Below are 26,779 nucleotides of genomic sequence, written 5' to 3'. Positions count from 1 at the left end.
CCGTCTATCCATCGACGTTTCGGGAGACTTGCTGTGGCGACTACAAAGCGGCGCAACGGCACCGAGGGCACTCTCTACTTCACTGCACACTTCGTTGGCGCAGACGGTCAGTACCGTCCGGTCCTCAGTCCGCTCTCCGGCAAGCTAGAGCGCTACCCCACGGAGGCAGCCGCTCAGAAGTCCGCAGATAGCGCCGAGCGCGAGATCTATTATGAACATATTTCCGATATGGGAGTACAAGTGGGTATCACCATCGTAGTTCAAGATATGAATCACGGAAGAATGGAGTCTATTTCAGGAGCTCCGGCGCAGACGCTATTCGAATTGGTTCTGGATACTTCTCTCGGCTCGATGACGAGAGGTATTCATATGTACGCCGACACTATGTTCAATTCGTATCAGTTGAAATTCTTCCTTGATGAATTGGAAACCATGAAGGCGCGAAATGAGAGGGGAGAGGAGTTGTTCTCGGTGTTGCGGCGAGCGGCCCAGTCCGCGATCGATAAACATGGCTACTTATGGTTCATTGGTGACTGAATGTTTCTGACGACCGGAGGTTGTAACGCCCTCGAATTCCGTGGCAGCGAATCATGCCGGGCTGTATGCATATTCTGCACAATTTTTGTGCTGCGAATTGAAGTGTTGATGAAGCGGAACTGGAAGTCGACCACTCGAGTGTGCGTGGATCCACCGCCTACAGCTCAAGGAGTCGACTTGGGCGTGGGGGTCGGCGAATTGAACCCATCCTTCGGCAGATGGCAGCCTACAGTTCCTGTGATAACTGACGCCTGTTGAGTGCCGACCGTTATCGTGGTACCGGTGGTGGGATTGGAGAACCACACGTCATGATTTCCCGGACTGCTCGCGGTCCCGGATCTGTCCTGCATGATATCGGGGGTGGTTGCTCCCACTGTTGCCACGATCACTCGAACGCGTTCGATGAGCTGCGGCCATATCTCATCCGGAATCGGGGTGTCGGAATAGTAGTGCCGAAGGTAGGAGATCCTGCCGTTGGTCTGATCATAGGGCGCCGTACAGTAGGACCGCGTAAGTTCCCTGTTCCATTGCCATTTCATTCCCGGAATGAGTTCGGTCGCTGCGGCGCCGACCTGCTGCACGATATTCTCGAGCTCGGTTTCCGCGTCTTCCAAGGGTGGCAGGCTTCGAAGCCGCTGTGCCGCCTCGGCGGTTTCCTTCGCGTCGGTATGCGGGTAGGGATCGTGGATGTTCACGACAGTCCATCCGATCAGTAGCAGCATTGCGGCGGTGCCCAGGGCGGCAACGCCGAGGGCGACTCGTTGGAACGCGCTGAATCTGCGTGTCATTGGCTCGGTGGGTTGATTGCGTTGTTGGGAATGCCGGCGACCACGGCGGCCAGGTTGTATCCCGAACGATGCAGATTGTGGGTGGCCGGATCGGTGCGCGGATATTCCGCATGACCCTCGGCACCGGTGTAGACCCGGTTGTCGATAGTGATCTGATCGGTTCCCAGATGCGTCACCCACGGCATCAGATGCGGAGTCCGCCCAAACGAATTGAAATAGCCGACCGGATCATTCTTCTCGGTCATCTCGTAGACGTGATGGTCTTGCAAGCCCAGATCGGCAGGCGACCGCACAACATCATTCAAGCCCCATATCGAAATCGGAGTCTCGGCCGACGGTATATGACCGCCCAGCCCTGGCGAGCCGTAGAACACCACGTCATCGACGCCACCGGCCTTCTGTTGCAAAGCCATACTCGTCGCGAGCGATCCATATGAGTGTCCGAGGGCAGTGATATGTGGATCGTTCTTGGCACCGGCTACATCAAGTCCCTCATAGAAGTTCGCGAGTGGCTTGGCAGCTTCTTTCGCCCGTGCATCGAATCCAACATTCACTATGTCGGGGTCCTTCTGTGGTGCGTCGTAGCCGATCCAAGCGATCGTGGAGACAGTTTCGTGGAGCCTACCTGCCTTTTCCAACTGCCTTTGGGACTCATCCCTCAGCCTGTCGGCCTCCCCGACCATGCCCCCGAGCGATTCGCGGATATTTGTGCCCAATCCGGGTGCGGTCACAGAGATGTGATCCGCCTTGTCCGGATCGCCGGTCGCCACCGCCGCGTGTACCTGCCGACCCGAGGTGGTGTCCAGCAACAGCAGCTTGTGCGGCTGATTCGACTTGTCGTTCAACACGTCGCTGACCTTGTCCACATCGGCTTTGCGGCGTTTGCTGTCCTCGAGTGCCCGATAGGTCTCGGTCCATTCACGAGAGGACGGGTCCTTTATCTCGTTGAACTTGCTGGTCAGGTCGTTGACCTCGTTGGTCAACCGAGTCTGCTCGGTGGTGAGGACCGTCCTGTTGGCCCGGTCCCGCGCATCGGCAGGGAGGCCATCGAGGTTGCCTACCGACGCGGGCTGCGTCTTGATGACGGCTTCCTGTTCGGAAGGGGTCAGCGAATCCCACCACTGCCGGTTCTGCTTCGGGGCACCGTCTTTCGGTGGCTGCTTCGTCTCGGCTTTGGGAGTTGTCGCGTTGCCGAAGGATTCGGCAGTGGGGAGATCGGTGAAGGCGTTGTTGATGGCCTGCCGCGCGTCGATGTCGACTTGCGCGGCGTTATTCAACAGGCGTTTCATCACGGCGGTCTGTGCGTCGCAGTCGACGGTCAGTGCCGCGATCGCGGTGCTGTAGTTGTCCGCGTCGCCGTTCACCGCCGAGTAGACGTACTGCTTCTTCTGCTCGGTGATGACACAGGTGCCGTCAACGTGGACCTCCAGCCCCTTGCCTTCAGCCGTCCGTTTCTCTGCGGCCATCAGGCTTTTGGCGGTGGTGAAGTTCAGGCTCGCGACCTTGGCGGCATCACGGCCGCGTTCCAATGCCCCGCGCACCATGGTGGCCTTGTCATTGACTCGAATGAACCGCTCGCGCATCGCATCACCCGCACCGCCCTGCCAGGCTTCGTGCGAGCTGTCGACCGCGCGCGCTTGGGCCTCCATGTGGATCCGCAGCTCGCCTGCTTGCCGATCCCACTCATTTGCTTGTGTGACAAGGCGTTCCGGCCTCCAGGCCAGTACCTGGTCCACGGTCAGATGGTCGCTCATCGCACGGTCTCGGCCGCATCGTTGATCTTTGCGGCCACCTGTTCTTGCTGCTGTTCATAGGTGATGAGCGCACCGACTGCGATACCACCCATTTCCAGCAACGCGCTCGCCACGGCCCCCATTGCGGCATCGGCACGTCGGGCCACGGTGTGCAGGGTCGTCGGCATAGTGGCGCCGGGAAGCCCGTCGGCTACGCCGTCGGCAATCGCACCGCCTCTGCCGATTACGCGGATCTCCGCACCCGCGGTCCCCATCCCGTCTGCCATCGCGCGGACCGCGACCGGGTCGAGAAAAAAGATGTCATGCGAATCCACGGCCCGCCCCTCCGATACGGCCGGGAAACCCAACCGATCCTGCTGGTGTGCAATCCCAAGCCACTATAGGCTAGATGAATCTGAAAGGGGGATGACTCAATGTTTGATCTTGATCCATTGACGGGGAATATCGACCAATTGCAGGCCTCGCTCAAACACCGCGCCAGTGCGTCGCTACCGGATGGTGCGGTCACGGTTGAGGTCTGCGCGGACGGCAGCCTGCACAGGATCAGACTTACCGACACGGGCCGCGGCCTCGATGCCGATACCCTGCTTGACACGGTTGTGCACCTACACGCAACAGCTCTCGCCGATGCTCGGCAGTCCGTCGCGGTCGCGGTTGACCGAATCGAAAAAGACCCTCGACTTCGTGCCCAACGCGACCGCAAGACCGATGCGCTGGTCCAACCCCTACCGGAAGATGCCGCGCCGGCAAAGCCATCCGCAGCAGAAAAGCAACTACCGCAGCAATTTACGGAACCAGCACCCGATCCGTGGGCATCTCCAGGTCGCAAGACCACTTCGCCGTCGAATGTGCCCCGGACAATGGGACCGCCTTCTGTTCAGCGCCCGAAACGGAATCCCGAACCCGCGGACTGGGATGACGACGACGAGTACTTCGAGCAAAAGCGCCGCGACGGCTGGCTTGTGTGATTCGGAAAGTAATGCACCGCAGGATAAGTCGACTTGCATCCGGTAGTGCGTTCCCGAGTTTCGATGTTGATGTGCTGCCTCACCTGAAGGTCGAGCAGCGAAACGATCGCCGGCGAGCCGTTCCTAATCCTTTTATGTAGCAACCACAGTGACCGTGGACCAAACGCCGTCGGCAGGGGACCGCAGCAACCATGCTCCAGATCCGCGGCCGCTGCGACTGCTGGGTACGCAGCGGCCTGGCCCGATCAGGAGTAGGTGGCGGCCAACTTTTCCCGGTACCACCGGCCGGGGGGTCGTAGCGTGCGTGTCGATGGGATCGCCCGGCCTCGTCACCGGCCGCACCGGCGCGTCTTGGTTCGGCAGGTAGAAGTACGGTATCGATAGGCGGGTATTGTCCTGTCCCGCACCGGGATTGAGCACGCGGTGCGGGGTGGAGACCCAGTGCCCGCCGGTCCAGAACGCCATCATGTCACCGATATTGATGATGAAACTCCCCGGCACGAACGGCACGTCACGCCAGCCGCGGCCCTCCTGGCGCACTTGCAGTCCGCCGATATCGTCCTGGTACAGGATGGTCAACACACCCCAGTCGGTATGCGCTCCGCGCCGCAACTGGCCGGGGGCGGGCGAATCGGTTTGCCGGTAGTAGAAATTGGCCACGATCGCCGAGATGTGTTCGTCGACCTTGTCGTCGAAGAAGGTCTCGTCGAGCCCCAATGCCAGGGCGAACAGCCGCATCAACCGGTGGCCCAGCGTCTCCATGGCGGCCATGTAGTCCAGCCAGGTCTGTTCGAATCGCGTTGGGGTGTCGGGCCATAGGTTGGCCCGAGTCCACGGATCTGTGTCGGTGCCGAACCGCATCCGGTCCGCGTGCCCACGATCACCCAGCACGTTGGCGGTGAACACATCACACAGGTCCGGCGGTGCGTCCATACCCGCGCTCTTGGCGGCACTGCCACCCGGTCGCAGTCCGCAGGTGCCCGGACCGCTCACGACCGTTGCTTGCTGCGCGGCAGGAAGTTCGAAGAACTTCCGGGTGATCGCATACATCCGATCGATCAGGTCGTGCGCGACACCGTGCCCGACAATGGCGAAGAACCCCGACTGGGTACAGGCGTCGCCGACGGCGCGTGCGATGTCCTGCTTGTTCGCTGCCGACAGGTCGATCACCGGGACATACCCGTCAACGACAGTGACGGAGCGGTGGCCGTCGAGACTCATGGCAACTCCTTGGAGGCGAAAAGGATTGATGCCGAGGCGATTTGCGCTATCGACATGCGGCGAATGTACCTCGCCCCCGGGCGCCGGTGAGGGTGTTATTGTGACTGACATCACAATATTGAGGAGTTGCTGAGTATTATCTAGCGCATCAATGCGTAAGCGTCGCGCGGTTGGCCAAAATGGTCCCTACCGCAAGCGTTGGGTGGGCAAACTACAAGTAATTCCATGTCCGGGGTGCCGCTGCGGTGCCATATGGTTCTCGGTCGAAACGAACTGGTGCGGATTGTTGCCGAAACGCATGAATAGATCCGCCATACCCATCGTCGTAGGCGTCTCCAGGAGAATTGAACCTGGCGCTCGGATTCCACCTTCTGTAGTTCGGCTTCTGCTTCGTCGAGGTGCGCGTGTTCGGCAGGGTTTCGAGAAAGAAGCACAGCAGTTTCGGACGTTGGCCTGAATCTCTCGCAGAAGGGATGCCAATCGGGAGCAAGCACCGACCAGCATCGAGGTTCCGGCATCGTATGGATTCACGATGTCATCGGATTAACACCGATTTGGAGGCATTCGAAGGAGTGGTCTCCTCCGACGTAGATCGAGACCGGTGCCTATTACTCCTCGAATCGGCTCCAGCGAGCTAGATCCTCGATGATCGGACCGGAATCGGGGATACGAAACCACCACCACCCCTGCCCCGCCAAATCAATTTTTGCGACCGCTGCCATGCGTTTTCCTGAATCTTCGACAGTGATGGACATGAATCTCTCGTCGGCTCCGGTGGCATAACTGTTCATCTTGGAAGCAACCGGCTCGGGAAGTTTGCGGATGGCGCTTTCCAATCGATCCCGGATGAGCAGGGCGGCGCACAGATCGTATTCATTCCAAACAGTGCGATCCGACCAGGGGAGCGACCTGTCTCGATCTATCTTCTCGACATGTGCCTCCCATGATTCTGCGAGGCGAATCGCATCACGTTCCTCGCCCGTACTCAACCTGATCGACCGACTCCTGATATCAGTGATCTCTTCCTCGGAAAAATAGGCTACTGCGTCATCGGGTACAATCGAAAGATTTCGACCAGCTCCGCTAGACCCCCCACTGTCTCCCATGCGCACGACGGTAGTGGCATTTTGTCTCGGGCGTCCACAACCCCATCGATGACAGCGGATGCGTCCATCGGGTCGACCGATGCAAGTCGCGACTCGGTGTCGGATCCACGTACCAGGACGAGATAACAGGACCATAGGGCGCGGATTGATTTGCGCTGGGCGAGATTTTGCGAACCTGCGAAGGGCGCAATTGGACAGGTGCTCGATGGAGTAGCGAGGGTGATCACGGATTTGGGAGAGGGTGTGACGGAGATGTTGTGGAGAGGGCTTTTGCGGGGCGGGGAGGCGGTGTTGGCTGCTCGGATTGGGCGTACGACGGCACTCGAATCACCGTGGCAACGTATGTGCGTGGCGCTCGCGAATCACCCAGTGGCGCCTCGTATCACGAAGGTCGGTACGGATCGACCGAGTTCAGGTCCCGGCACCGATTCATTCCGGGCCGCTCGATGGTTCGAATCGAATGAGATCCGGCACCTCCGGAGCGTGTCTCGAATGGCGCGCCGATGGCGAAAAGTGCCCCTGGACAATCGAATTCATGGCAGCGATGCTTGCCCGGTGGAATACGACGACTACGATCGCTGGCTGACGGATATGACATCCATGCTTGCCGAAGCGTCGGCGGAACTAGCCGAGGTCGCACGCCGGAAGAGGGCGGCGGGTGCGACGGATTCCGATTCGCCTGCGCTCGAGTGGGCGGTGCCGTCCCTCGATCGGATCGCCATCGATATGCGCAGGTCCACGACTGTCCGCGCGCTGTCCAAACTGCCGCATCGCGATCCGCCGTACACCGTCGCCGAACTGGCCGAGTACGCGAACGTGGATCTGGAAACGGCCGAAGATGCCCGTGACTGGATCACCCGCAGTCGCGCGACACATCCAGAGCTGCGCCGCCCCGATGACCGTGCCGATGCTTCCGCAGCCGACGAGGATCCGGAGTTCCCACGACCCTGAGTTCAGGGCGACGGGGCGGTGACGAACGTTCGACTCGAAGCGTCGATAAAAACTGGCCGCCCCAACAACTCTCAGCGAGACTGAACCATGACCCCGCGCTCGCGACCGGACCTGATCGACTACATCCGGGCAGGAAACGAGGTCGAATACCTCTACTTCTGGGGCCACCAACCAGGCAGGAGCCAGGGCAAGTGGTGCCTATCCCAATGGTGGCCCGCCGAATTCGACCTGGACGACCACCACTTCCCAACCGCCGAGCACTACATGATGTGGCGCAAGGCAACCCTTTTCGGAGACAGGGACACCGCGGGCCAAATCCTGACAACCGACCATCCGAAACAGGTCAAGGCCCTCGGCAGACAGGTGCGAGGATTCGATTCGGCGATATGGGAGGCGAACAGCTTCCGAATTGTTGTCGAAGCGAACACCGCCAAGTTCGGCCAGGACGAAGCCCTACGCGAGTACCTGCTCGGCACCGAGGATCGGATCCTGGTCGAGGCAAGCCCTCTCGACAGGGTGTGGGGCATCGGTCTGTCGGCCGACGACCCGAGAGCGGCCGACCCCAAAGCCTGGCGCGGCGAGAACCTGCTGGGCTTCGCCCTGATGGCGGTCAGACAGCTCCTGCGGCCCGAATGAAATGCCTGGACCCGGGACGCTAGGCTCGAAGTCGTGCTGCTTTCCGATCGTGACATCCGTGCGGAGATCGCCGCTGGGCGTCTCGGGGTTGCGCCGTTGCTGGAGAACCTCATTCAGCCTTCGAGTATCGATGTGCGCCTGGATGGTTTGTTCCGGGTCTTCGACAACTCCCGCTATACCCATATCGATCCGGCGCAGCGTCAAGACGAACTGACGAGTTTGGTGGAACCCGCCCCCGGCGAGCCATTCGTGCTGCATCCGGGCGAATTCGTGCTCGGTTCGACGCTCGAGGTGTGCAGCCTGCCCGATGACCTCGCGGGCCGCCTGGAGGGTAAATCGAGTCTGGGTCGTTTGGGTCTGCTCACCCACTCCACGGCCGGTTTCATCGATCCGGGTTTCAGCGGTCACATCACGCTGGAACTGTCGAATGTGGCCAATCTGCCGATCACGCTGTGGCCGGGTATGAAGATCGGCCAGCTCTGCCTGCTCCGGTTGACCAGCCCGGCCGAACATCCCTACGGAAGCGCGGCGGTGGGGTCGAAGTACCAGGGTCAGCGCGGGCCGACTCCCTCGCGCTCCTATATGAACTTCCCCCTGCCATCGGTGGCGATAGAAGCCGCGCACAGCCGATAGGCCGTGTCTCGGACACGGCCTTGCCCGGCGCACGAACCCCGACCGATTCCGCCCCGTCGACTGCCAAGAATGGGGCGGAAGCGGCTCGGTCCGAGCGCCGGGCGACCACGGAGACCGATCCCGGTCAGTCTCCGTCGCCCGCTCCCACCGCGAGCGCCGTCGTAATGAGGACGGACAGCGGTGGGAGCGTATCGCCGCGACTCGGCGCGGTGACCCAGAAGCACCCTTCTCTGGTCCAGCGGCCGAGTCCGGTCGGCAGCATTACGGCGCTGCCGACGGCTGGTATTCCGATATCGAGCCGGTTGAGTACCTCCAATACCTGTGCACCGGGCTTGCTGTCCGGTTCGGCGAGAAAACTCCATCGGATCTGCCTGGCGAGCATCGGGCCGCAGGTCCCCTGCTGTTCCAATGCGGCCCTGACCTTTTCGGCTCTTGCGGTCGGCAGATGGACTACACAGATCCGGCCGGTGATGGGTAACATGACGAATCCGCCACGTTCGGTAACCGGTAGCCCGAACTCATGTCGGTAGTAGGCCACCCAATCGTCGACCGTTCTGAGCTTCTCCACATTCACGGCGAACTCCTTGCCTCCGCCTACAAGGGTCCGCTGTGGTCGGCCGACCGGTAAGGCCGCCATGCCCGCCTTTCACTGCCCTTCCGCTGCCCCACCGGTTACGTCGGTGTCCGCGTTGGCGAAATCCCAATGTGGCCGCCGGATTTGATAGTGGAAAGGTTTGTCCTGTGGCCGGTCTCACACGGCACTCGTACCCTGGAGAAAGAGTTCGTTCGGAAGGGATGACATCGTGGTCAGGGAGTGGTCAGGACGAGAGGCCCGTGCCCTTCGCGATGCCAAGCGCATGAGCATCCGGGAGTTCGCCGCACACCTCGGTGTGCACGAACGCCTGGTATCGAAGTGGGAGGCAGGCGGTGCGCGTGTCCACCCGCGTCCGATAAATCAGGCTGCCTTGGATACATCCCTTGCCAGGTCCGACGATGTGGTGCGGGCACGGTTCGCCGCGATGATCGATCAGCCCGTAGTCGATCGTCCACCCGTGTCCGGAATGGACGCGCGTGCCGGGCAGTTGCGGCACGCCCCTTACTCGAGCGACGCGGACCTATTGGCTCTCATAGATGCCGGTGCGATGAGAGGTGATGCGTTAGCAGGGATTTCGGAGAGGGATCTGATCATGGCAGCTGCCCATGAGGCCAGCGAACACGCAGGCCAGGCGGAGAGTACCAATGTCGGGGCGACCACATTGGATCAACTCGACGCCGATGTAAGGCGGATCGCGAACGACTATGTGCACATTCCACCCGTACCGATGATGGTGGAGATGCTGCGCGTGCGCCGCCGGGTGTACCGGCTGCTGGAGGGCCATCAGCGGCCCGCGGATACCAGCCATCTGTACCTGCTGGCGGGCAGCCTGTCGGGGCTGCTGGCCAATGCCAGTACCGATTTGGGTTATTTCGATGCCGCGGGTGAGCAGGTGCGCGCCGCCTGGGCGTATTCGGAGCTGTGCGGACACAACGGATTACGCGCCTGGATCCGCGGTATGCACGCGCTGATCGAATATTGGTCGGAGCGGCCGCGGCGCGGGGTGGTGCTGGCCCAGAGCGGACAGGAGTATGCCGAGTCCGCCACGGCGAAGGTGCGTTTGCTCAATATCGAGGCCAGGATCTGGTCGAAATTGGGCAGCGATGCCGATGCCGATCGCTGTATTCGCGCGGCCGCCGTGGCGCGCGAGGTGTCGCTGGCCGATACGTTGCACGACGAGGTCGGCGGGGTTTTCGGATTCAATGACGCCAAGAGTCACTACTACGCGGGCGCCACCTACATCCATCTCGGTCAGGCGGAGTTGGCGCTCGACGCGACGCAGCGGGCGATCGAGCTCTACTCGACCGGTCCCTCCGAGCAGCGTTCCTATGGTGCGGAATCGCTTGCGCGGGTGGACAACGCGGCCGCGCATCTGCTGAACGGCAGTCTCGACGGCGCGGCCGAGGCGCTGCAACCGGTGCTCGGCCTGGCCGAGGACAAGCGCATAGCGCAGTTGGAGGAGCGCTTGACCAGGGTTCGCCGCAGGATCGCGGGTCCGGATTTCCGCGATGCGGTGCAGGCGCGTCGACTCGATGAGCGGATCGAGGAATTCTGTGATTCCACGGCCGCGAAGGGGATTCCGCCTGGTCCGAGTTCCTGACCGCGAGGCCCATCGATCCGGGGGATGCCCCGGGTCGATGGCCGCGCGATCTTGTCGATAGCGTATCGGCATCATGCCCATACACTCACGTGCGCAGTGCATTCGCGCGGTCGTCTTCGACTGGCGCGGCACCCTGGTTTCGGAACTGACCCCGAGGGGTTGGGCGAGCGAGGCGCTACGGCGAGCGGGCCGTGCCCATCACCCGGCGGCGGCCGATGCGCTGCTGGCGCGGATTCGGGCGGCGGCGGGGCAACCGAATCGGCTGCAATCGCCGCAGGGCAATACCAGCGCCGCACGGCATCGACAGACCTACTACGAGGTATTCGCCGCCGCCCGGCTCGACACCGAGGTCGCCGACGCCCTTTTCGCCGTCGACTCCGATCCGACCTACAACGATTTCGCCGCGGACGCGGCCGAGGCGATCGCGATGCTGCGGGAAAATGGTTGCAAGATAGGTGTTCTCAGCAATATCCACTTCGATGTCCGCCCCTGTTTCGACCGGGCGGGGCTGCTCGACGCGATCGATGCCTTCGCGCTCTCCGGCGAGGAGGGTATGCAGAAACCCGATCCCGCGATCTTCCGCCTGATCCTGACCCGACTCGGCACTCGCGCGGGTGCGACCCTCATGGTGGGCGATCGCCCCTCCCGCGACGGTGTCGCGGTCGAGGTCGGCATGCCGACCCTGCTCGTGCCGCCGCTCACCGATCCGGGGGTGCGGCAACTGCACCTCGTCACGAGCGCCGTCCTCGGCGCGTCGGATCGCGTGGCCGCCTGATTGCGGGCTGATTGCCGCAAAGCGGGTGTGACCTGGATTAACCTCTTGCGCCTGATGGCACCATGGGACAGGTGAGCCCAAGTCATCTACCGCATCACCCGCCGCGCGTCCTGGAGCAATCCACGAAGCTGCAGAACGTCGTCTACGAGATTCGTGGCCCGGTGCACGCACACGCGGCGCGGTTGGAGGCCGAGGGGCACCGCATCCTCAAGCTCAATATCGGCAACCCGGCCCCCTTCGGCTTCGACGCTCCCGATGTGATCATGCGCGACATCATCGCCGCGCTGCCCTACGCGCAGGGCTATTCCGAATCCAAGGGCATCCTCTCGGCGCGGCGGGCCATCGTCACCCGCTACGAGTTGGTGCCCGGATTCCCGGAACTCGATGTGGACAGCGTCTACCTCGGCAATGGCGTCTCCGAACTCATCACCATCACCATGCAGGCCCTGCTCGACAATGGCGACGAGGTCCTGATCCCCAGCCCGGACTATCCGCTGTGGACGGCCATGACCAGCCTCGCGGGCGGCACTCCGGTGCACTACCTGTGTGATGAGACCAATGGTTGGCAGCCCGATATCGCCGATCTGGAATCCAAGATCACCCCGCGCACCAAGGCGCTGCTGGTGATCAATCCGAACAACCCGACCGGGGCGGTGTACTCGGCCGAGGTGCTGCAGCAGATGGTGGATCTGGCGCGCAAGCACAGTCTGCTGCTGCTGGCCGACGAGATCTACGACAAGATCCTCTACGACGACGCCAAGCACATCTCGCTGGCCACGCTGGCCCCGGATCTGCTGTGCTTCACCTTCAACGGTCTGTCGAAGGCGTACCGGGTGGCGGGCTACCGTTCCGGTTGGTTGGCCATCACCGGTCCGAAGGAGCACGCGGCGGGCTTCCTGGAGGGCGTCGATCTGCTCGCCTCCTCCAGGCTGTGCCCGAATGTGCCCGCGCAGCACGCGATTCAGGTAGCGCTCGGTGGTCATCAGAGCATCGAGGATCTGATCCTGCCCGGCGGTCGGCTGCTCGAACAGCGCGATGTGGCGTGGGAGCGGCTCAATATGATTCCGGGCGTCTCCTGTGTGAAGCCGCGCGGCGCGCTCTACGCCTTCCCCAGGCTGGATCCGAATGTGTATGAGATCCACGACGATTCGAAGCTGATCCTGGATCTGCTGCTGTCGGAGAAGATCCTGATGGTGCAGGGCACCGGTTTCAACTGGCCCAACCACGACCATCTGCGGATCGTCACGCTGCCGTGGGCGCGTGATCTGGCGGTCGCCATCGAACGCTTCGGCAACTTCCTGGCCAGCTATCGGCAGTAGTCCCCAGCATGGCGTCGAGCAACTGAATCGCCCCGGTTTCGGACTTGAAACATACTCCGGGTCCGGATATAGCGAGTTTTGGATACTGATCTAGCGCAAAAGACGATCTTTTGTGTACAGTAGCTCTCGGCACTTCGAGTGCCCGGTCGGGTTGCTTACCCCCCTGAGCAACCTGGCCTCAGGTCAGGCCGCCTACCCCCCTGGGCGCCGACCTGCGGGCGGCGGAGACATCCCCCTGCTCTCCGCCGCCCCCTCTACTTCTCCCCCTCGCGCCCCTGCGAGCCGATCTTGAAAATCAGATCCCTTAAGCTCGCAGCCGACACGCGACGAACAGGTAGGGAGCCCGGTGAGCGAGCGAGGCGAAAGGCGCGACCGCGCCCAACTGGACGACCACCACCATCATCACCACCACGACGGACCGATCGAGATCGGCGCCACCGCGGCCAAAGTGGTGATCGGACTGCTCATCGCCATCGGCGTCCTCATCGTCGGCGCGGCGATCTGGTTGTGGCCGAGCAGTCAACACATCGACATCCCGTTACCCATGCAGAACGCGGGCGGCGGCGCGGTACAGACCGAGGCAGGCACGGTCGTCTACCAAGACGTGGGTCCATGCGGAAGCTCTTCGCAGGGCAAGGTTTTCCTCGACCGACCCGAACCACCCCGCACCAGCGGCTACAACTGCCAGCGCAGCGTCATCGCCATCGAATCCGGACCGCACAAGGGCAGCCACACCCTGTTCGAGGTCGCACCGGGACCCGGCCAACCCGACCTGGCGGCAGGCGACAAACTCCGCGTCATCCGGCAGGCCGACCCGAGCGGAGTGCCGCTCTACTCCTTCGAGGACTACGCGCGCGGACTGCCGCTCACCCTGATCGCGCTCGCCTTCGTCGTCGTGGTCGTCGCGGTGGCGCGCTGGCGCGGACTGCGCGCCGTCCTCGGACTCGGACTCGCCTTCGCCGTTCTCGTCGTCTTCATGCTGCCCGCCCTGCTCGACGGCAAACCGGCCATCCCCGTCGCCTTGGTCGCGGGCGCGGCAATCCTCTACGCCGTGCTGTATTTGGCACACGGGGTGAACCTGCGCACCAGCTCCGCCCTGCTCGGCACGCTGACCTCGATGCTCGTCGCGGCGCTGCTGTCCTGGGTGGCGCTGAAGATCACCCACCTCACCGGGTTCTCCGAGGAACAGAACACCAACGTCGCCACCTACTTGCAGCATGTGAGCATTACCGGACTCCTGTTGGCGGGCTTCATCATCGGCTCGCTCGGCGTACTCAACGATGTCACCATCACCCAGGCATCGGCCGCCTTCGAACTCGCCGCCCTCGACCGATCCGCCTCCCGCCGCGAGATTTTCACCGCCGCCATGCGCGTCGGCCGCGACCACATCGCCAGCACCGTCTACACCCTCGTACTCGCCTACGCTGGCGGCGCGCTGCCGCTGCTGCTGCTGTTCAGCGTGGCGGGCCGCTCATTTCGCGATGTACTCACCGGCGACGCCGTCGGCATCGAGATCGCCCGATCCTGTGTCGGCGGTATCGCCCTTGCCCTTTCGGTGCCGCTGACCACCGCCATCGCCGTTGTGCTGGCCCGCCCCTTCGGTGGTCGGCCCACCCCGCCGCCGCGTCATGCGCGGCACGCTCGGGCGTAGGGGTATCTCCGCCTTTGCTCCGGCTATGCGCGGCACTGACTGTGGGTGTGGAGCCAGTCGGCGCGGGCGGCGTTCGACACAGGCCCTAGTGCGGCGGCGGTCCCGGCGGTGGTGGCGGGAAGCCGGGGAAGATCTCCGGCGGGATCACGATCGGTGGAAGGCCCGGCACCACAATGGTATTCGGCCCCGGAGTGGGCGGGGGCGGTGTGGTGGTCGTGACGTAGCGCGGCGGCGGGGCGGCGGGAGCCTCGCTCTCGGAAGTGGTGGGCGCGACCGAGACCGCGATCTGCGGTTCGGCGGTGGTGGTCCGCGGCGGGGTGGTGGTCGAGGTGATGCTGGAATGATCCGAACTCTGCGAATCCTTCGTGAGCACCTGCGGGCCGTACCCGAGGCCCAAACCGATCGCGGCGACCACGGCCAGCGCGCTCACCGTCACCACCGCGGCACTCAGTTCGCGCCTGCGCCCCCTCTTGGGCGGGGCCGCGAGCCACGCGGGGGACAACTCGTCCTCCGACGGCAGCGGACCGGGCGGCGGCGGCGCCTGCCGGACCGGTCGCACCTGACGCGCCAAAAGGGCCGCGCCGCGCGCCATTACCGTCTCCGGACTCTCCGGCACGATGACGGGGACACCGATCCAATGCTCGAGCACCCGCGCGATCAGCGGGATCCGCGCGCCGCCACCGATCGCGAGCACACCCTGCACCCCGCGTTCGGAACGGACCACCACCTCCCTGGTCATCCGCGCCGACCCCTCGATGGCCAGCATGATCAGCGCCTCGAAGTTCTCCTGCGCCAACAGGACCAGGCCCTGCTCGCTCGGCAGCGCCACCGCGGTATTGCTGGACAACTGCTCCTTGGCCTCGCGACACAATCCGTCCAACGCGGCCAAACCCGCCGGATCCTGCGGATGCGCGATACGGCCCGAGGCGATCTGCTGTTCGCGGATCAGCGAATCCAAGTAGTCGCCACTGATATCGCTGGTGCGTTCGACGGCACGCACCTCGCGGGTCTGCACATCCACCACGCTCACCGACAGTCCGGAAGTGCCGAGGTCGTAGACGACCAGCGATCCGATACCGCGCAAAGCGCCGATGGCCTCGGCGAATTCGAGCGCCGCCGCGATCTCGGGCACCAGTTCGTAATCGGTGATCTGCTGGCGGGCCATGGCGGCGCGAATGCCCCTGGCATGCTCCTCGCCGCGATAGGTGATGGCGGTCGTCGTCGGGCCGGGCGCGGCGGCCAGGGTGACACCGATGGCCTCGGCCGCCAATTCCGCTGGGGAATGGCCGGATACGGGGATGTTCTGCAGATCGAAAGCGTGCGCCCCGATGGGTCCGCGGGGATCGCCGGAGTGCGGCCGCGCCATGCGTACGGCACCGGCCCCCACCGAAACTCCCAGAACCGAACTCATCAGCTGCCCATCTCGTTTCCCACTGCGCGATCTGCGAGTCAGCGCTGGACCCGCTCCACGGACCCTACCGTCGCAGACCGACCATATGTAAGGCAGGACGGCTGCCAGGGAACTCTACGGGGTGCCGAGTCCCGCGTATACCCATCCCGCGGCACGCCAGGTGGCTCGATTGAGACAGTTTCGACCGTCGATGATCGAGCGCCCGCGCACCACCCGATCCAGATCCCGCGGTCGCAGCGCGGTGAACTCATTCCACTCGGTGAGCACCAGCACCACATCGGCGCGTTCGCACGCCTCCACCACCGAGGTCGCGTAGTTCAACGTCGGGAACACCCGCCGCGAATTCTCCAGCGCCTTCGGGTCGTACACGGTGACCACCGCGCCGTGCAGTTGGATCATGCCCGCCACATTCAGCGCGGGCGAATCACGCACATCATCGGATTCGGGTTTGAACGCCGCGCCGAGCACCGCCACATTCGCGCCCAGCAGCGAACCGCCCACCGCCCGCGTCGCCATATCCACCATCTTGGTGCGGCGACGCATATTGATGTTGTCGACCTCGCGCAGGAACGCGACCGCGTGATCGGCCCCCAACTCGCCCGATCGGGCCATGAACGCGCGAATATCCTTGGGCAGGCAGCCGCCGCCGAAACCCAGGCCCGCGTTCAGGAATCGGCGGCCGATCCGGGCGTCGTAGCCGAGCGCGTCGGCGAGCACGGTGACATCCGCGCCGGTCGCCTCGCACACCTCCGAGACCGCATTGATGAACGAGATCTTGGTCGCCAGAAAGGCATTCGCGGAGACCTTCACCAATTCCGCTGTGGCCAGGTCGGTCAGCAGGAAGGGCACCTCGTCGGCGATGAGGTCGGCGTAGATCTCGCGCACCAATTCCTCGACCCTGGCCGAGTTTCGCTCGCGGTCCACGCCGAGCACCAGGCGGTCCGGGTGCAGGGTGTCCTTCACCGCGAAACCCTCGCGCAGGAATTCCGGATTCCAGGCCACCTCGACCTGCGCCGGAGACAGCGCCCGCGCCCGCGCGCCCAATGCGGCCGCCGTGCCCACCGGGACCGTCGACTTGCCGACGATCACCGACGGATGCTCCAGCAGCGGGGCCAGTGAATCCACCACGGCGTGCACATATTTCAGGTCCGCCGCGTACTCGCCCTTCTTCTGCGGTGTGCCAACCCCGAGGAAATGCACCTGCGCGTGCGCGGCCGCCTCCGGATACGAGGTGGTGAACCGCAGCCGCCCCGCCTCCAGATTCCGCCGCAACACTTCCTCGAGCCCCGGCTCATAGAACGGAACCACCCCGTCGGACAGCTTCGCCACCTTGCCGGGATCGATATCGACCCCGACCACATCGTGTCCGAGTTCGGCCATACACGCCGCATGCGTGGCCCCCAGGTACCCGGTTCCGAAGACAGTGCATCGCATGATCGATTGGTAGGCCCCCGCGATGGCCACACCCCAACCCTGAAGCAAGACCCATTCCAACATCGGATGTACAGCAGGCGACCCACCTCACACCCGCCCGTTCCTGCTTCGCGAGCAGTATGTCGCCCTTCACACTGCCCGAACCAAACGGGTCGAATATCAGAACTAGTTCTGATATACAGGACGTATGAGTGCGACAGCGACGTGGTCGGAGTTCCTACGTGATCCGAATCGGGTCATCGAAGCAATGGAAACGAGCGGGGAGATAACGCTCGTCCGCCGCTCGGCGCCGGATGTGCGGTTGACCGACGCCGAAGCCGCCCTGGCGACCGAGCAGACTCTCGGTTCGCTGACACTGCTGCTTTCACTGGCCATGGACGACGATGTATTGACCCGTTTGGTCGGCAAACTGACCTATGCGTTCCCGTGGATCGAACTGCTGCCCGAGGACGAGCGCCCGGAGTTTGTCGCGGATTTCCTCAACCAGGCCCGAGCGGGTTTGTCCCTCGGCCGCCTGGACACGCTCACCACCACTTTGGCGGCCTGGCGCGATACCGCGACCGCCTATGCGGATCCGACGATCCAGGTCGACGGCTCCGATCTGCACTATCTGAAAGAACCTGTCCCCGTACCGAATCCGAGCGATATCGGATGACCAAACAGCGAGATGTGCCGCGCCCGCTCAAGCGTGCCGAGTACGCACTCGTTTTCATTTCCTCCGAAGCGCAGAAAGGTTGGATCGACTGCGTCGCCGCCGCGCGCAACGCGATGGTGGACGCCTGGGAGACGCTGACCCGCGCGCCCGAGCAACGGACGCCGAGGATGTATCCGCTTGAAGGGAAGCTTCGGTACGGCACCTACGCCGGCCAAACCTACGTGCGCTATCAATACAAGTTCACCGACAGCGGTCGCCTCTGGTATTTCGTCGAACACGCGCCGAAAGGCAGCAAAACCGCAGGGCGGGTTCTATTGGAACGCTGTCAACCAGGGCATCCCAAGGAGACCGAGTAGCAGCCAGTAGTCGGTGGCCTCAGTGCCAAGCTCCTCGCATGGCTTCGGGAGACAGGTCCGCGTTGCTTTCTCGGAGATGTCGAAGCATGGTCGCGACTGCCTGTCGGTTCGCGTCTTGTACCTCAACGGCCGGGGCGAGTTTCACTCGCCTCGAATTCGCCGTGTGTGTTCGGGATCGAGATCGGCTAGGCCGCTTGTCATCGGAACCTCCCGGATTGGTGCGATGTCCGGAGACAATGGTGCCTGAGTTGGGCGGAAATGGGTGAGCCCCGGATCTGGCTTGGATCCGGGGCTCAGTGGGGGTTAGTTCTTGCGGCCGGGGGCCTTGGCGCCCGATTTGAAGCCGAGGCCGCCTGGTTTGGCGGGGGGTGGCGGGGTGCCGTGGGAATCGGTTGGTTCCTCGGGGGCCGATTCTGCGGTGGGTTCCGGTGGGGTTGGGGGTTGGGGGGCCTTGGGGCCGGGACGTTTGAAGCCGGACTTCATGGCCAAGCCTTTGGCGGGCACCGTCGGCTTGGTCTCGGTGGGGGAAACCTGTTCGGGCGCCGGTTCGGTGGGGGCTTTGGGTTCAGGGGCTTTGGCGGTGCCGGGGGCTTTGGCAGCGCCCTTCATCGCGAGACCGCCGGGGGCTTTCGCGCCGCCCTTCATGCCGAGGCCCTTAGCGGGAGGCGCGGGGGGAGTGGCGGATTCGGCGGCCGGGGCTTTCGCTCCCGGCGCCTTGACCGCGCCCTTCATGCCCAGTCCGCCCGGCGCCTTGGCCGGACCCTTCATGGCGAGGCCCTTGACCGCAGGGGCAGTCTCGGTTTCGGCGGGTTTCGCGCCGGGTGCTTTGGCCGCGCCCTTCATCCCGAGTCCGCCGGGTGCCTTGGCCGGACCCTTCATGGCGAGACCCTTGGGGGCCTCGTCGGCAGGCGCTTCGGCTTTGGCGCCGGGCGCTTTGGCCGCGCCCTTCATGCCGAGCCCGCCGCCGGGCGCCTTCGCGGCGCCCTTCATGCCGAGTCCGCCGGGCGCTTTGCCCGCACCCTTCATGCCGAGCCCACCGCCGGTGGGCGCCGCCTTGGGTGCGGCCTCGGCGACCGGTTCCGGTTCGGGTTCCGAGACCGGTTCGGGGGTGGCCTGTTTGGGCTCCTGGATGACCGTGAGGTTGGCGGTCAGGGTGGCCGGTTCGACGCGGTCGATGGCGTCGAGCATGAGCTGGGCGACGTCGACGACCTCGACACCTTCGCCCTCGCCCTGCTCCTGGCGCGCGGTGACGCCGTCGGTGAGCATGACGCGGCAGAAGGGGCAGCCGGTGGCGATCTTGGCGGGGGAGGTGGACAGCGCCTCGTCGACCCGGTCGACATTGATGCGCTTGCCGAGTTGCTCCTCCATCCACATGCGGGCGCCGCCCGCGCCGCAGCACATGGACCGTTCGGCGTGCCGGGGCATCTCCACCAGGGTGGAGCCTGCGGCGGCCATGAGTTCGCGCGGCGCGTTGTAGATCTTGTTGTGCCTGCCCAGGTAGCAGGGGTCGTGGTAGGTGACGTTCTGCGAGACCGAGGCCACCGGAATCAGCTGCTTCTGGCGCACCAGTCGGTTGAGCAGCTGGGTGTGGTGCACCACCTCGTAGGTGCCGCCCACCTGGGGGTACTCGTTGTTGAGCGCGTTGAAGCAGTGCGCACAGGTGACGACGATCTTCTTGCGCCGCTGTTGGACACCTTCGAATACCGAGTTCAACAGCTCGATGTTCTGCTGCGCCAACTGCTGGAACAGGAATTCGTTGCCCGCGCGGCGGGCCGAGTCGCCGGTGCAGGTCTCCTCCGCGCCGAGGACCATGAATTTCACGCCCGCGGTGGCGAGCAGTTCGGCGACCGCCTTGGTGGTCTTCTTGGCGCGGTCCTCGTAGGCGCCCGCGCAGCCGACCCAGAACAGATATTCGTAGCCGTCGAAACTCTCGGCGTCCTGCCCGAAGACGGGGATCTGGAAATCGAGTTCGTTGATCCAGTTGAGCCGGTCCTTGGAGTTCTGTCCCCAGGGGTTGCCCTTGTTCTCCAGGTTCTTGAACAGACCTGCCAGCTCGGACGGGAATTCCGATTCGATGAGCACCTGGTAGCGGCGCATATCGATGATGTGGTCGACGTGCTCGATATCGACCGGGCATTGCTCGACGCACGCGCCGCAGGTGGTGCAGCTCCACAGCACCTCGGGGTCGATGATCCCGTTGACCTCCGCGCCGCCGACCAGCGGACGTTCGGCCTCGTCCCGCGCGGCCGGTGAGATCTTGGCCAGCGCCGCCTCGTTGGGCTTGCCTTCGGCGTCGAGGAGGCCGACCTCGTCGCCGCCCATGTCCTTGCGGCCACCCGCGAGCAGGTAGGGCGCCTTGGTGACGCCGTGGTCGCGCAGCGACATGATCAGCAGCTTGGGCGAGAGCGGTTTACCGGTATTCCAGGCAGGGCACTGGGATTGGCAGCGACCGCATTCGGTGCAGGTGGTGAAGTCCAGCCAGCCCTTCCAGGAGAAGTCCTCGACCCGGCCCGCGCCGAAGGTGTCGGTGTCCGGGTCGGCGGTCTCCATATCGACCGGCTTGCCCTTGGACATCATCGGCTTGGCCGCGCCCAGTGCGACCGAGCCGTCGTCCTCGCGCTTGAAGTAGATATTGGGGAAGGCCGCGAACCGGTGCCAGGCGACGCCCCAGTTGATGTTGCGTCCGACGAGCAGCAGGAAGGTGCTGCCGGACACCATCTTGATGAAGGCGAAGACCGAGACCATGGCGACACTGGAGGGCAGCAGCTTGGCCACCTGCATGGTGAAGAAGTCCGACCACACTTCGGCGTGTCCGTAGGTGGCGATCTTGCCCGCCTTGACCAGCACCATGCCCAGTCCCTCGATGAGCACGATGGTCTCGATGACGTAGGCGGGCGCGAAGCGCGAACCGCTGAATCGGGACAGTCGGTCGGGGACGCGGGGATGGTTGAGCTGCCGGATGACGATCAGCACGGCGATACCGACGAAGGTGGCCATGCCGAGCAGTTCGTCCAGGAGGTGGTAGATGCCCCAACCGCCGATGATCGGCCAGTGGAATTCCGGGTCGAAGGTCTGGAAGTACGACTCGAAATAGAGGATGAATCCGGCGAGGAAGCCGATCATGACCAGCCAGTGCGCCCAGCCCACCGTGCGGAATTTGTTCATCCGGGTGTGGGCCAGGAATTCGATGATCATCGTTTTCAGGCGCGGGAAGAAGGGCCGCCAACGATCGGGTGCGGGCTGGCCGAGCATGATCGAGCGCGCCATCTTGTCGACGCCGCCCGCGAACGAGGCCCAAGCCAGGAGGGTGTACGCCACACCAATCGTGCCCAGCGACACTGTCAGGGCATTCATGTCGCGACCTTTCTTTAGAGGCAACACGGGGACGACGAGAGCGCCGCCCGACTGGCTCGTATCCTAACTGGCGGTAAGTTACCCGCCGGTAATAACCCCCGCTCATCGTACGATTGACCGAGAAATATGCCCCCTCTTATGGGGTCTTGACGCGGATAAGAAACGTGATCTATATCACCGATTTCGAACCCATCTCTGGTTGGGAAGATCTTCTACCACGGCAAATGGGGTAACCGGCGCCACAAAACCTCAGGTCACGTGGAATAGGCCAAATCGGACTCGATCTGTTACTGATCTCGCATCCAGGTCTCCGTTCGATTACGCTCAGCCTCGTTTTCTGTTTGCCGTGTCGTTTTCCACCACTGCTCGGGGAGGTCCGGGGTGTATCGCCCTGGGTTGCATGAGTTCTCGCGTGGCGGTGACGGCCCGTGGACAACCTGATGATGGATTGGAAACTGAATGAAACTCCGCAGCACCACCGCGGCTGCCATGATGGCCATCGGTGCAGTGACCATCGGCCTGGGGACCGCGCACGCCGACCCCGCGCCTGCTGCCGACCAGGGGGTGAAGTACTCCGTCAAGCTGGTTGACAAGACCATCGTCGCGTCGGTCAAGGGAGGCACCTTCGCGATCACCGAGCAGGACGGTGCGACCCCCGAGGCGCCGAAGACTCAGATCGCCAACGTGAAGGACGACAAGGGCGCGACCCTCATCTCTTTCCCCCTCGACTACAAGGTCGAGGGCATCGAGATTCCGGTGAAAGCGGTCGCCAAGCAGGACGACACTGTCCTCGAGATCGTCCCGCAGAAGCCCGAGGGCATGCAGGTGGCCACCCAGCCGGGCGCCATCCAGGTGAAGCCGATCGCCTCGCCGATGGAGAACCAGCGCGCCCAGAACGAATTCGCCAGTAAGTTCGGCCTGGCCACGGCCGTCGGCGGCTTCATTGGCACCGCCATCGGCTTCGTCGCAGGCTGTGTCATCACTCTCGTTGCCGGCTGCATCACCGGCGGCCTCCCCGGCGCCGGTGTCGGTGGCATCCTCGGCACCATCGTCGCCGGTGGTCCGACCCTGGTCGCCGCGGGCATGGAGCTGCTCAACACCTTCAACGCGGCACCCGGCACCAGCCAGTGGGCCGACCAGCCGCAGCCGGCTGCCGCGCCCGCCGCTGCCCCTGCGGCCGCTCCCGCGCCGCAGAACTGATTCAGCACCGCCGATCGGCCCGTTCCCTCCGGGGGACGGGCCGATCGTCATTGTGCGGCAGGAAGATCCAGTGCCCCGGCGACTTCCCGTGCGCCGCGCGGCTTGCCGAAGCGACCGAAGGTGCGCTCCGCCATGGTGAACGAGCCGTCGGTCCGCACCAGCAGGACCGTGCTGACGCGGGTGCCGTGCGCGATGTCGGCGATGAATCGGGCCGAGAGTCCGCGCTCGCGCGCCAGACCCACTCCGGTATTGGGCAATTGTTCGTCCGGGGCTCTGGTTCGGTCGCTGAGAAGCGCGAAATAGCGATCCATCGCGGCGGGCTCGGTCCCGACGACCGTGCGCAGCGCCGTCAGGCCCGAACGCACCTTGGGCCAAACGGGCTGTGACGCGGTGATTTCCGCATCGCCGGGGTTCGGACCCGCCGAAGCCACCGCCGATCCGTTGGCGAGCCCGTGGAAGCCCGGAAATAGCTCCTGTGGACGCCCGGTGCCGCGATTGGTGTGCCACCAGAGCGTGTCGAGGTCGGAGACCATCAGGTTGTAGCCGTTGTAGTCGTCGGGTCCGTCCGCGATATCGAGCAGGTACTTCTCCGGACTCGGGAATTCGCCGTCACCGCGCAGGAAGTTCATCAGCAGCGTGCCGCGCGAATGCGCGTCGGCCCGTTCATCCTTCGGATCGCGCACATTGGTTACGGCCGCGAATCGATTGCGGCCCTGCGTTTCTCGCCGCAAACCCAGCCAGGTGCCGGGCGGATCGGCCTCGGCGCGGTCGGCTGCGCCGAGGTCGCGACCCGCCAGCAGACCCGGAACCTCCGGCCACCCGCGCAGGGATTCGGCGGGCCTGCGATAGAACTCGTCGCGATTGGCGGCGACGATCAAGCGATATTCCGGATGCACCCGCCAGCCGACCAACACCAAACACATGTCATCCAGAATGCCGCACCGAGCGGGGGATGTCGGTGGAAGTGACAGCGAAAGGGCCGACCGCGTTGGCAGTCGGCCCTTTCGGCGTCGAGATCAGTTGGTGGCGTGGATCAGTTGGTGCGTACCGACAGACCCGGATTGTCGGAGAGCACCACGCTGAGCGGCTGCGCGAACAACTGCGGCACATTGCCGGTGAGCGCGCCGAGGATGTTGGGGATCTCGCAGATCGGGTAGTCGGCCACCGAGGAGGCGCTGGAGATGCCGAGGGCCAGTCGACCGGTGACCACGGGGCCGCCGCTGTCACCCGGCAGGGCGCAGATGTTGGCGGAGAAGCTCTGCGTCTGCTGCCGCTCACCGATCTGGACCGTCTGGTCTACCGCGTTGATGACACCGCAGCTGAAACCGGTGCGCGAACCCGACTTGCAGACCGGCGCGCCGATCACCGGGGTGGCCACACCCTCCACGGCGATCGGGGCCGCGTTCGGCACCCGGACCAGGTTGTTGCCGAAGCGGTCCCGGTTGTCGTCGTTGATGCGGATGATCGAGTAGTCCTGCGCGCCGAGCACCGACTTCTGGAATTGGCCCAGGGCGATGCCCTTGTGGTCGCCGATCATCTCCACGGCCAAGGCCGCGTCCGGGGTGCCCGCGGCGGGGATATCCGGATTGCAGTGGCCCGCACTGATATTCACCACATTGCCATTGCGGTCGGTGCCGTTGAAGCCGAGCGAGCAGCGCAGGCTCAGCCGGTTCGACATCGACAGGTAGCCATCGCCCGCGGCGAGCGGGCCGCGATTGTTCGCACCGGCCACCGGAACCGCCGCGATGGGCTCGCCCGCCTGCGGCGGCGCGGGCATCACGATGACCCTGGCCGGATCGATGAAGCTCGGCATCGGCAAGCCCGATTTATCGACCCGGACCGCGATGGAGTTGTTGACCGTGTCGACCACCGCGCCGCGCACCAGGTTCGCGATCTCGGGGGGCTGGGCGCCCAGCCAGTTCTCGAAGGCCGTCTTCTCGCCGCGCAGCGTCGTCTCGCTCTTGGCGACATTGCGGACCTCGAAACCGGCGGACTGCGCGGCTTTGCGGGCCTCGTCATTGCCCGCGCCCTGGGCCAGCGCGACCACGGCGCGGCCCGCGTCGTCGAGCCAGGAGCCCGCGAACACCTGCGGGAACTGCCGCTGCGCCGTGGTGGCGAACGCGGCGACCTGCTGGGCGGCCTCGGCGCGATGCAGATACTCCTCGGGCGAGATCCGCAGGTCGCGGACGACCGCGGCGATCAGCTCGGGGGGTAGGGCGGGGGCCGGATCGGGTTCGGCGTGCGCTACTGCCGCGGTGGGGCCGAACAGGAGAAGTGCCGCCGCGCCGGCAACGAGGGATTTGCGGATCCCGGTCTGTCGCGCAGCGGATCGGAGTTGACCTTTACGTGGCAGGAGCATGTCCAGACTATATGGGGTTCGGACCGGTATGCCTACTTATCCACGTTCACCTGTGGAGTGAGTGGCACACCGGTGGATGGATATGTTTCAGCTCGCGATGGGACGGGTGCGCACCGAGATGCCGCTGCCCAGGCCGCCGCCCGCGGCGGCGTCGATATCGGTGAGGATGGCGCGGATCGGAATACCCAGCGTGGCGGTGCCGCCGTACTGGGCGAGCGCCACATTGGCCTCGTTGCAGTCGGGAGCGTCGGCCGCGTTGGACCCGCTGGTGATACCGAGAGCCAGCGTGCCGGTGACGATCGCGCCGCCGCTGTCCCCGCCCAGGGTGCAGGCCGAACTGGCGAACCCGCGCACCACCTTGCTCTCGCCCTCGGCGGTGAACAACTGGGTCTCCACCCTGTCGGCCACCACGAAACCACAGGTGAAGGTGGAGGATTGGCCGGATTTGCAGACGGGCGCGCCGGTGACCGGATCGGCGATGCCGGTGACCGAGAGCGTGGTGCCATTCGCGCCGCGCACCGACGGCTGATCCATTCCGGCGCGAACCGCGCGATCATTGAGCTTGATGACCGAATAGTCCAGCGCGCTCGGACCGCCGAGCCTGCCGTGCACGAAGGTGCCCAACTCCGGGCTGGACGCGACGTCCTTGACATTGGGCAGATACACCGTGGCCTGTCCGTCGCCCTTGCCCAGATTCGGATTGCAGTGCCCCGCACTGATATTCAGCGCGTTGCCTGCGGCGTCCACGCTGTTGAAGCCGAACGAACAGACATCGACGGCCTTGAGCGAGGCGTCCTTGAGCGAGGTGGGGGCGCTGATGTAGGTATCGCCACCCATCGGGCGGCGCTCCACCGGGCCGCCGCCACCGGGGCCGAGGACGACCTTCACATTGGCGATCAGCGTGGGGAGATTGAGCACATGTCCGGCGGGGGTGTTGGCGAGGCTCACCACCAGTTGGCTATTGAGAAAATCGATCGCCACATTATTGATGGCCTCGGCGAGTTCGCGCGGCAGACTCGAAACCCACTGATTCAGTTGCATCAGTGAGTTTTCCAAATTGTCGGCGGAGATCGGGGCCAGTTTGGTCTGATAGCCGTCGGCCGCGGCGATCTTGGCCGCGTCGGCTGAGGTGACCGCGATGGTGGGCTTGCCGTCGGTGCCCATCCAGGCGCCCGCATACGATTCCGGCCGCTCCGAACGGAATCCGCGCGCGTAGTCGCTGAGCTGCTGCGCCTTGGCGGCGCGACTCAGATACTCGCCCGCGCTCATCTTCAAATCGCGGGAGATGGCCTGTACGAGTTCGGGAGGCAGCTTCGATTCCGACAGTTGAGCGGGCGTCGCGGTATCCGCCTGTGCCAGGCCGATTCCGATTACCGGGGCGAGGATGACGGTCGAGGCGAGCGTGGCTGCCTTGACCGCGGCGCGACGCGCCACCAACTTGCGCATGGAGTCCCTTCGTCGGCACCGATGTGCCCG

Annotated in this window: 24 protein-coding genes; 12 read left to right on the top strand and 12 right to left on the bottom strand. The window is 64.3% G+C overall.

The features are described from left to right. Nucleotides 1-33: 33 nt before the first annotated feature. A complete protein-coding gene (locus D5S18_RS11025) occupies nucleotides 34-537 on the top strand; it encodes a hypothetical protein (RefSeq protein WP_120039699.1) in 504 nt (167 codons plus the stop codon). Between the two features lie 164 nt (nucleotides 538-701). Here the strand turns inward: D5S18_RS11025 and D5S18_RS11020 are convergent, their stop codons facing one another. The 3 genes from D5S18_RS11020 to D5S18_RS11010 are packed head-to-tail and all read right to left on the bottom strand — an operon-like array spanning nucleotide 702 to nucleotide 3,393. Further along, on the bottom strand, nucleotides 702-1,325 hold the full coding sequence (locus tag D5S18_RS11020; protein ID WP_120039698.1) for an LppA family lipoprotein: 624 nt from the start codon (nucleotides 1,323-1,325) through the stop codon (nucleotides 702-704). Next, complete coding sequence (locus D5S18_RS11015) at nucleotides 1,322-3,079, bottom strand: alpha/beta hydrolase (protein WP_120039697.1); 1,758 nt, start codon at nucleotides 3,077-3,079, stop codon at nucleotides 1,322-1,324. Before D5S18_RS11015 ends, D5S18_RS11020 begins: the two co-directional genes overlap by 4 nt. Next, nucleotides 3,076-3,393: a hypothetical protein gene (locus tag D5S18_RS11010; protein ID WP_120039696.1), complete on the bottom strand. Its 318-nt coding sequence runs from the start codon at nucleotides 3,391-3,393 to the stop codon at nucleotides 3,076-3,078. The genes D5S18_RS11015 and D5S18_RS11010 overlap by 4 nt, the downstream gene beginning before the upstream one ends. A gap of 99 nt (nucleotides 3,394-3,492) precedes the next feature. On the opposite strand from D5S18_RS11010, the gene D5S18_RS34430 reads away from it, so the two are divergent. Next, a complete protein-coding gene (locus D5S18_RS34430; protein ID WP_147403930.1) occupies nucleotides 3,493-4,047 on the top strand; it encodes a hypothetical protein in 555 nt (184 codons plus the stop codon). Nucleotides 4,048-4,179: 132 nt separating this feature from the next. Here D5S18_RS34430 and D5S18_RS11005 read toward each other — a convergent pair whose 3' ends face one another. Then, entirely contained in the window at nucleotides 4,180-5,268 is a 1,089-nt protein-coding gene (locus tag D5S18_RS11005) for an isopenicillin N synthase family dioxygenase (RefSeq protein WP_158607853.1), read from the bottom strand. Nucleotides 5,269-5,876: 608 nt separating this feature from the next. Next, nucleotides 5,877-6,374, bottom strand: coding sequence for a hypothetical protein (locus tag D5S18_RS11000; RefSeq protein ID WP_147403928.1), 498 nt, complete (start codon nucleotides 6,372-6,374; stop codon nucleotides 5,877-5,879). 555 nt (nucleotides 6,375-6,929) lie between these two features. Between D5S18_RS11000 and D5S18_RS10995 the strand changes: the two genes are divergently transcribed. From D5S18_RS10995 to dcd, 3 genes are all read left to right on the top strand, one after another. Continuing rightward, nucleotides 6,930-7,325: a hypothetical protein gene (locus D5S18_RS10995; RefSeq protein ID WP_120039693.1), complete on the top strand. Its 396-nt coding sequence runs from the start codon at nucleotides 6,930-6,932 to the stop codon at nucleotides 7,323-7,325. 87 nt (nucleotides 7,326-7,412) lie between these two features. After that, nucleotides 7,413-7,961, top strand: a complete 549-nt coding sequence (ybiA, locus tag D5S18_RS10990; protein ID WP_120039692.1) for a riboflavin biosynthesis intermediates N-glycosidase — start codon at nucleotides 7,413-7,415, stop codon at nucleotides 7,959-7,961. Between the two features lie 33 nt (nucleotides 7,962-7,994). Beyond that, a complete protein-coding gene (dcd, locus tag D5S18_RS10985; RefSeq protein WP_120039691.1) occupies nucleotides 7,995-8,594 on the top strand; it encodes a dCTP deaminase in 600 nt (199 codons plus the stop codon). A gap of 124 nt (nucleotides 8,595-8,718) precedes the next feature. On the opposite strand, the gene D5S18_RS10980 is transcribed toward dcd, so the two are convergent. Beyond that, the gene (locus tag D5S18_RS10980; protein ID WP_120040572.1) at nucleotides 8,719-9,168 is read right to left on the bottom strand and encodes a hypothetical protein; all 450 of its coding nucleotides are present in this window, start codon (nucleotides 9,166-9,168) and stop codon (nucleotides 8,719-8,721) included. 283 nt (nucleotides 9,169-9,451) lie between these two features. Between D5S18_RS10980 and D5S18_RS10975 the strand changes: the two genes are divergently transcribed. From D5S18_RS10975 to D5S18_RS10960, 4 genes are all read left to right on the top strand, one after another. After that, nucleotides 9,452-10,789 (top strand): helix-turn-helix domain-containing protein, encoded by a 1,338-nt coding sequence (locus D5S18_RS10975; RefSeq protein WP_120039690.1) that lies wholly within the window; start codon nucleotides 9,452-9,454, stop codon nucleotides 10,787-10,789. Nucleotides 10,790-10,862: 73 nt separating this feature from the next. Then, nucleotides 10,863-11,564 carry an HAD family hydrolase gene (locus D5S18_RS10970; protein WP_203236678.1) on the top strand — a complete coding sequence of 234 codons (702 nt, stop codon included), beginning with the start codon at nucleotides 10,863-10,865 and terminating at the stop codon, nucleotides 11,562-11,564. Between the two features lie 62 nt (nucleotides 11,565-11,626). Continuing rightward, nucleotides 11,627-12,883, top strand: a complete 1,257-nt coding sequence (locus D5S18_RS10965; protein ID WP_120039689.1) for a pyridoxal phosphate-dependent aminotransferase — start codon at nucleotides 11,627-11,629, stop codon at nucleotides 12,881-12,883. Between the two features lie 382 nt (nucleotides 12,884-13,265). Beyond that, entirely contained in the window at nucleotides 13,266-14,534 is a 1,269-nt protein-coding gene (locus D5S18_RS10960; RefSeq protein WP_120040568.1) for a YibE/F family protein, read from the top strand. Between the two features lie 85 nt (nucleotides 14,535-14,619). Here the strand turns inward: D5S18_RS10960 and D5S18_RS10955 are convergent, their stop codons facing one another. Both D5S18_RS10955 and D5S18_RS10950 read right to left on the bottom strand, forming a co-directional pair. Then, a complete protein-coding gene (locus tag D5S18_RS10955) occupies nucleotides 14,620-15,945 on the bottom strand; it encodes a DUF7159 family protein (RefSeq protein ID WP_239003660.1) in 1,326 nt (441 codons plus the stop codon). A 114-nt stretch (nucleotides 15,946-16,059) separates the two neighbouring features. Continuing rightward, on the bottom strand, nucleotides 16,060-17,379 hold the full coding sequence (locus D5S18_RS10950; protein ID WP_120040566.1) for a UDP-glucose dehydrogenase family protein: 1,320 nt from the start codon (nucleotides 17,377-17,379) through the stop codon (nucleotides 16,060-16,062). Between the two features lie 187 nt (nucleotides 17,380-17,566). Between D5S18_RS10950 and D5S18_RS10945 the strand changes: the two genes are divergently transcribed. After that, the gene (locus tag D5S18_RS10945) at nucleotides 17,567-18,034 is read left to right on the top strand and encodes a hypothetical protein (RefSeq protein WP_147403927.1); all 468 of its coding nucleotides are present in this window, start codon (nucleotides 17,567-17,569) and stop codon (nucleotides 18,032-18,034) included. Beyond that, nucleotides 18,031-18,390: a hypothetical protein gene (locus tag D5S18_RS10940; RefSeq protein ID WP_120039686.1), complete on the top strand. Its 360-nt coding sequence runs from the start codon at nucleotides 18,031-18,033 to the stop codon at nucleotides 18,388-18,390. The genes D5S18_RS10945 and D5S18_RS10940 overlap by 4 nt, the downstream gene beginning before the upstream one ends. A 303-nt stretch (nucleotides 18,391-18,693) precedes the next feature. Here D5S18_RS10940 and D5S18_RS10935 read toward each other — a convergent pair whose 3' ends face one another. Continuing rightward, the gene (locus D5S18_RS10935; RefSeq protein ID WP_120039685.1) at nucleotides 18,694-21,744 is read right to left on the bottom strand and encodes a (Fe-S)-binding protein; all 3,051 of its coding nucleotides are present in this window, start codon (nucleotides 21,742-21,744) and stop codon (nucleotides 18,694-18,696) included. 459 nt (nucleotides 21,745-22,203) lie between these two features. Between D5S18_RS10935 and D5S18_RS10930 the strand changes: the two genes are divergently transcribed. Then, nucleotides 22,204-22,944 (top strand): DUF8020 domain-containing protein, encoded by a 741-nt coding sequence (locus D5S18_RS10930; protein ID WP_120039684.1) that lies wholly within the window; start codon nucleotides 22,204-22,206, stop codon nucleotides 22,942-22,944. A gap of 47 nt (nucleotides 22,945-22,991) precedes the next feature. Here D5S18_RS10930 and D5S18_RS10925 read toward each other — a convergent pair whose 3' ends face one another. The 3 genes from D5S18_RS10925 to D5S18_RS10915 all read right to left on the bottom strand — a co-directional run bounded on the left by D5S18_RS10925 (nucleotide 22,992) and on the right by D5S18_RS10915 (nucleotide 26,749). Further along, the gene (locus tag D5S18_RS10925) at nucleotides 22,992-23,867 is read right to left on the bottom strand and encodes an NRDE family protein (protein ID WP_120039683.1); all 876 of its coding nucleotides are present in this window, start codon (nucleotides 23,865-23,867) and stop codon (nucleotides 22,992-22,994) included. Nucleotides 23,868-23,977: 110 nt separating this feature from the next. Beyond that, nucleotides 23,978-25,303: a S1 family peptidase gene (locus D5S18_RS10920; RefSeq protein ID WP_120039682.1), complete on the bottom strand. Its 1,326-nt coding sequence runs from the start codon at nucleotides 25,301-25,303 to the stop codon at nucleotides 23,978-23,980. A gap of 87 nt (nucleotides 25,304-25,390) precedes the next feature. Continuing rightward, nucleotides 25,391-26,749, bottom strand: coding sequence for a S1 family peptidase (locus D5S18_RS10915; protein ID WP_120039681.1), 1,359 nt, complete (start codon nucleotides 26,747-26,749; stop codon nucleotides 25,391-25,393). Nucleotides 26,750-26,779: the final 30 nt, after the last annotated feature.

The organism is Nocardia panacis, assembly GCF_003598715.1.
GTDB lineage: Bacteria > Actinomycetota > Actinomycetes > Mycobacteriales > Mycobacteriaceae > Nocardia > Nocardia panacis.
The sequence above is the reverse complement of the archived record's forward strand: the minus strand, read 5'-3'. Positions and strand labels throughout refer to the sequence as shown.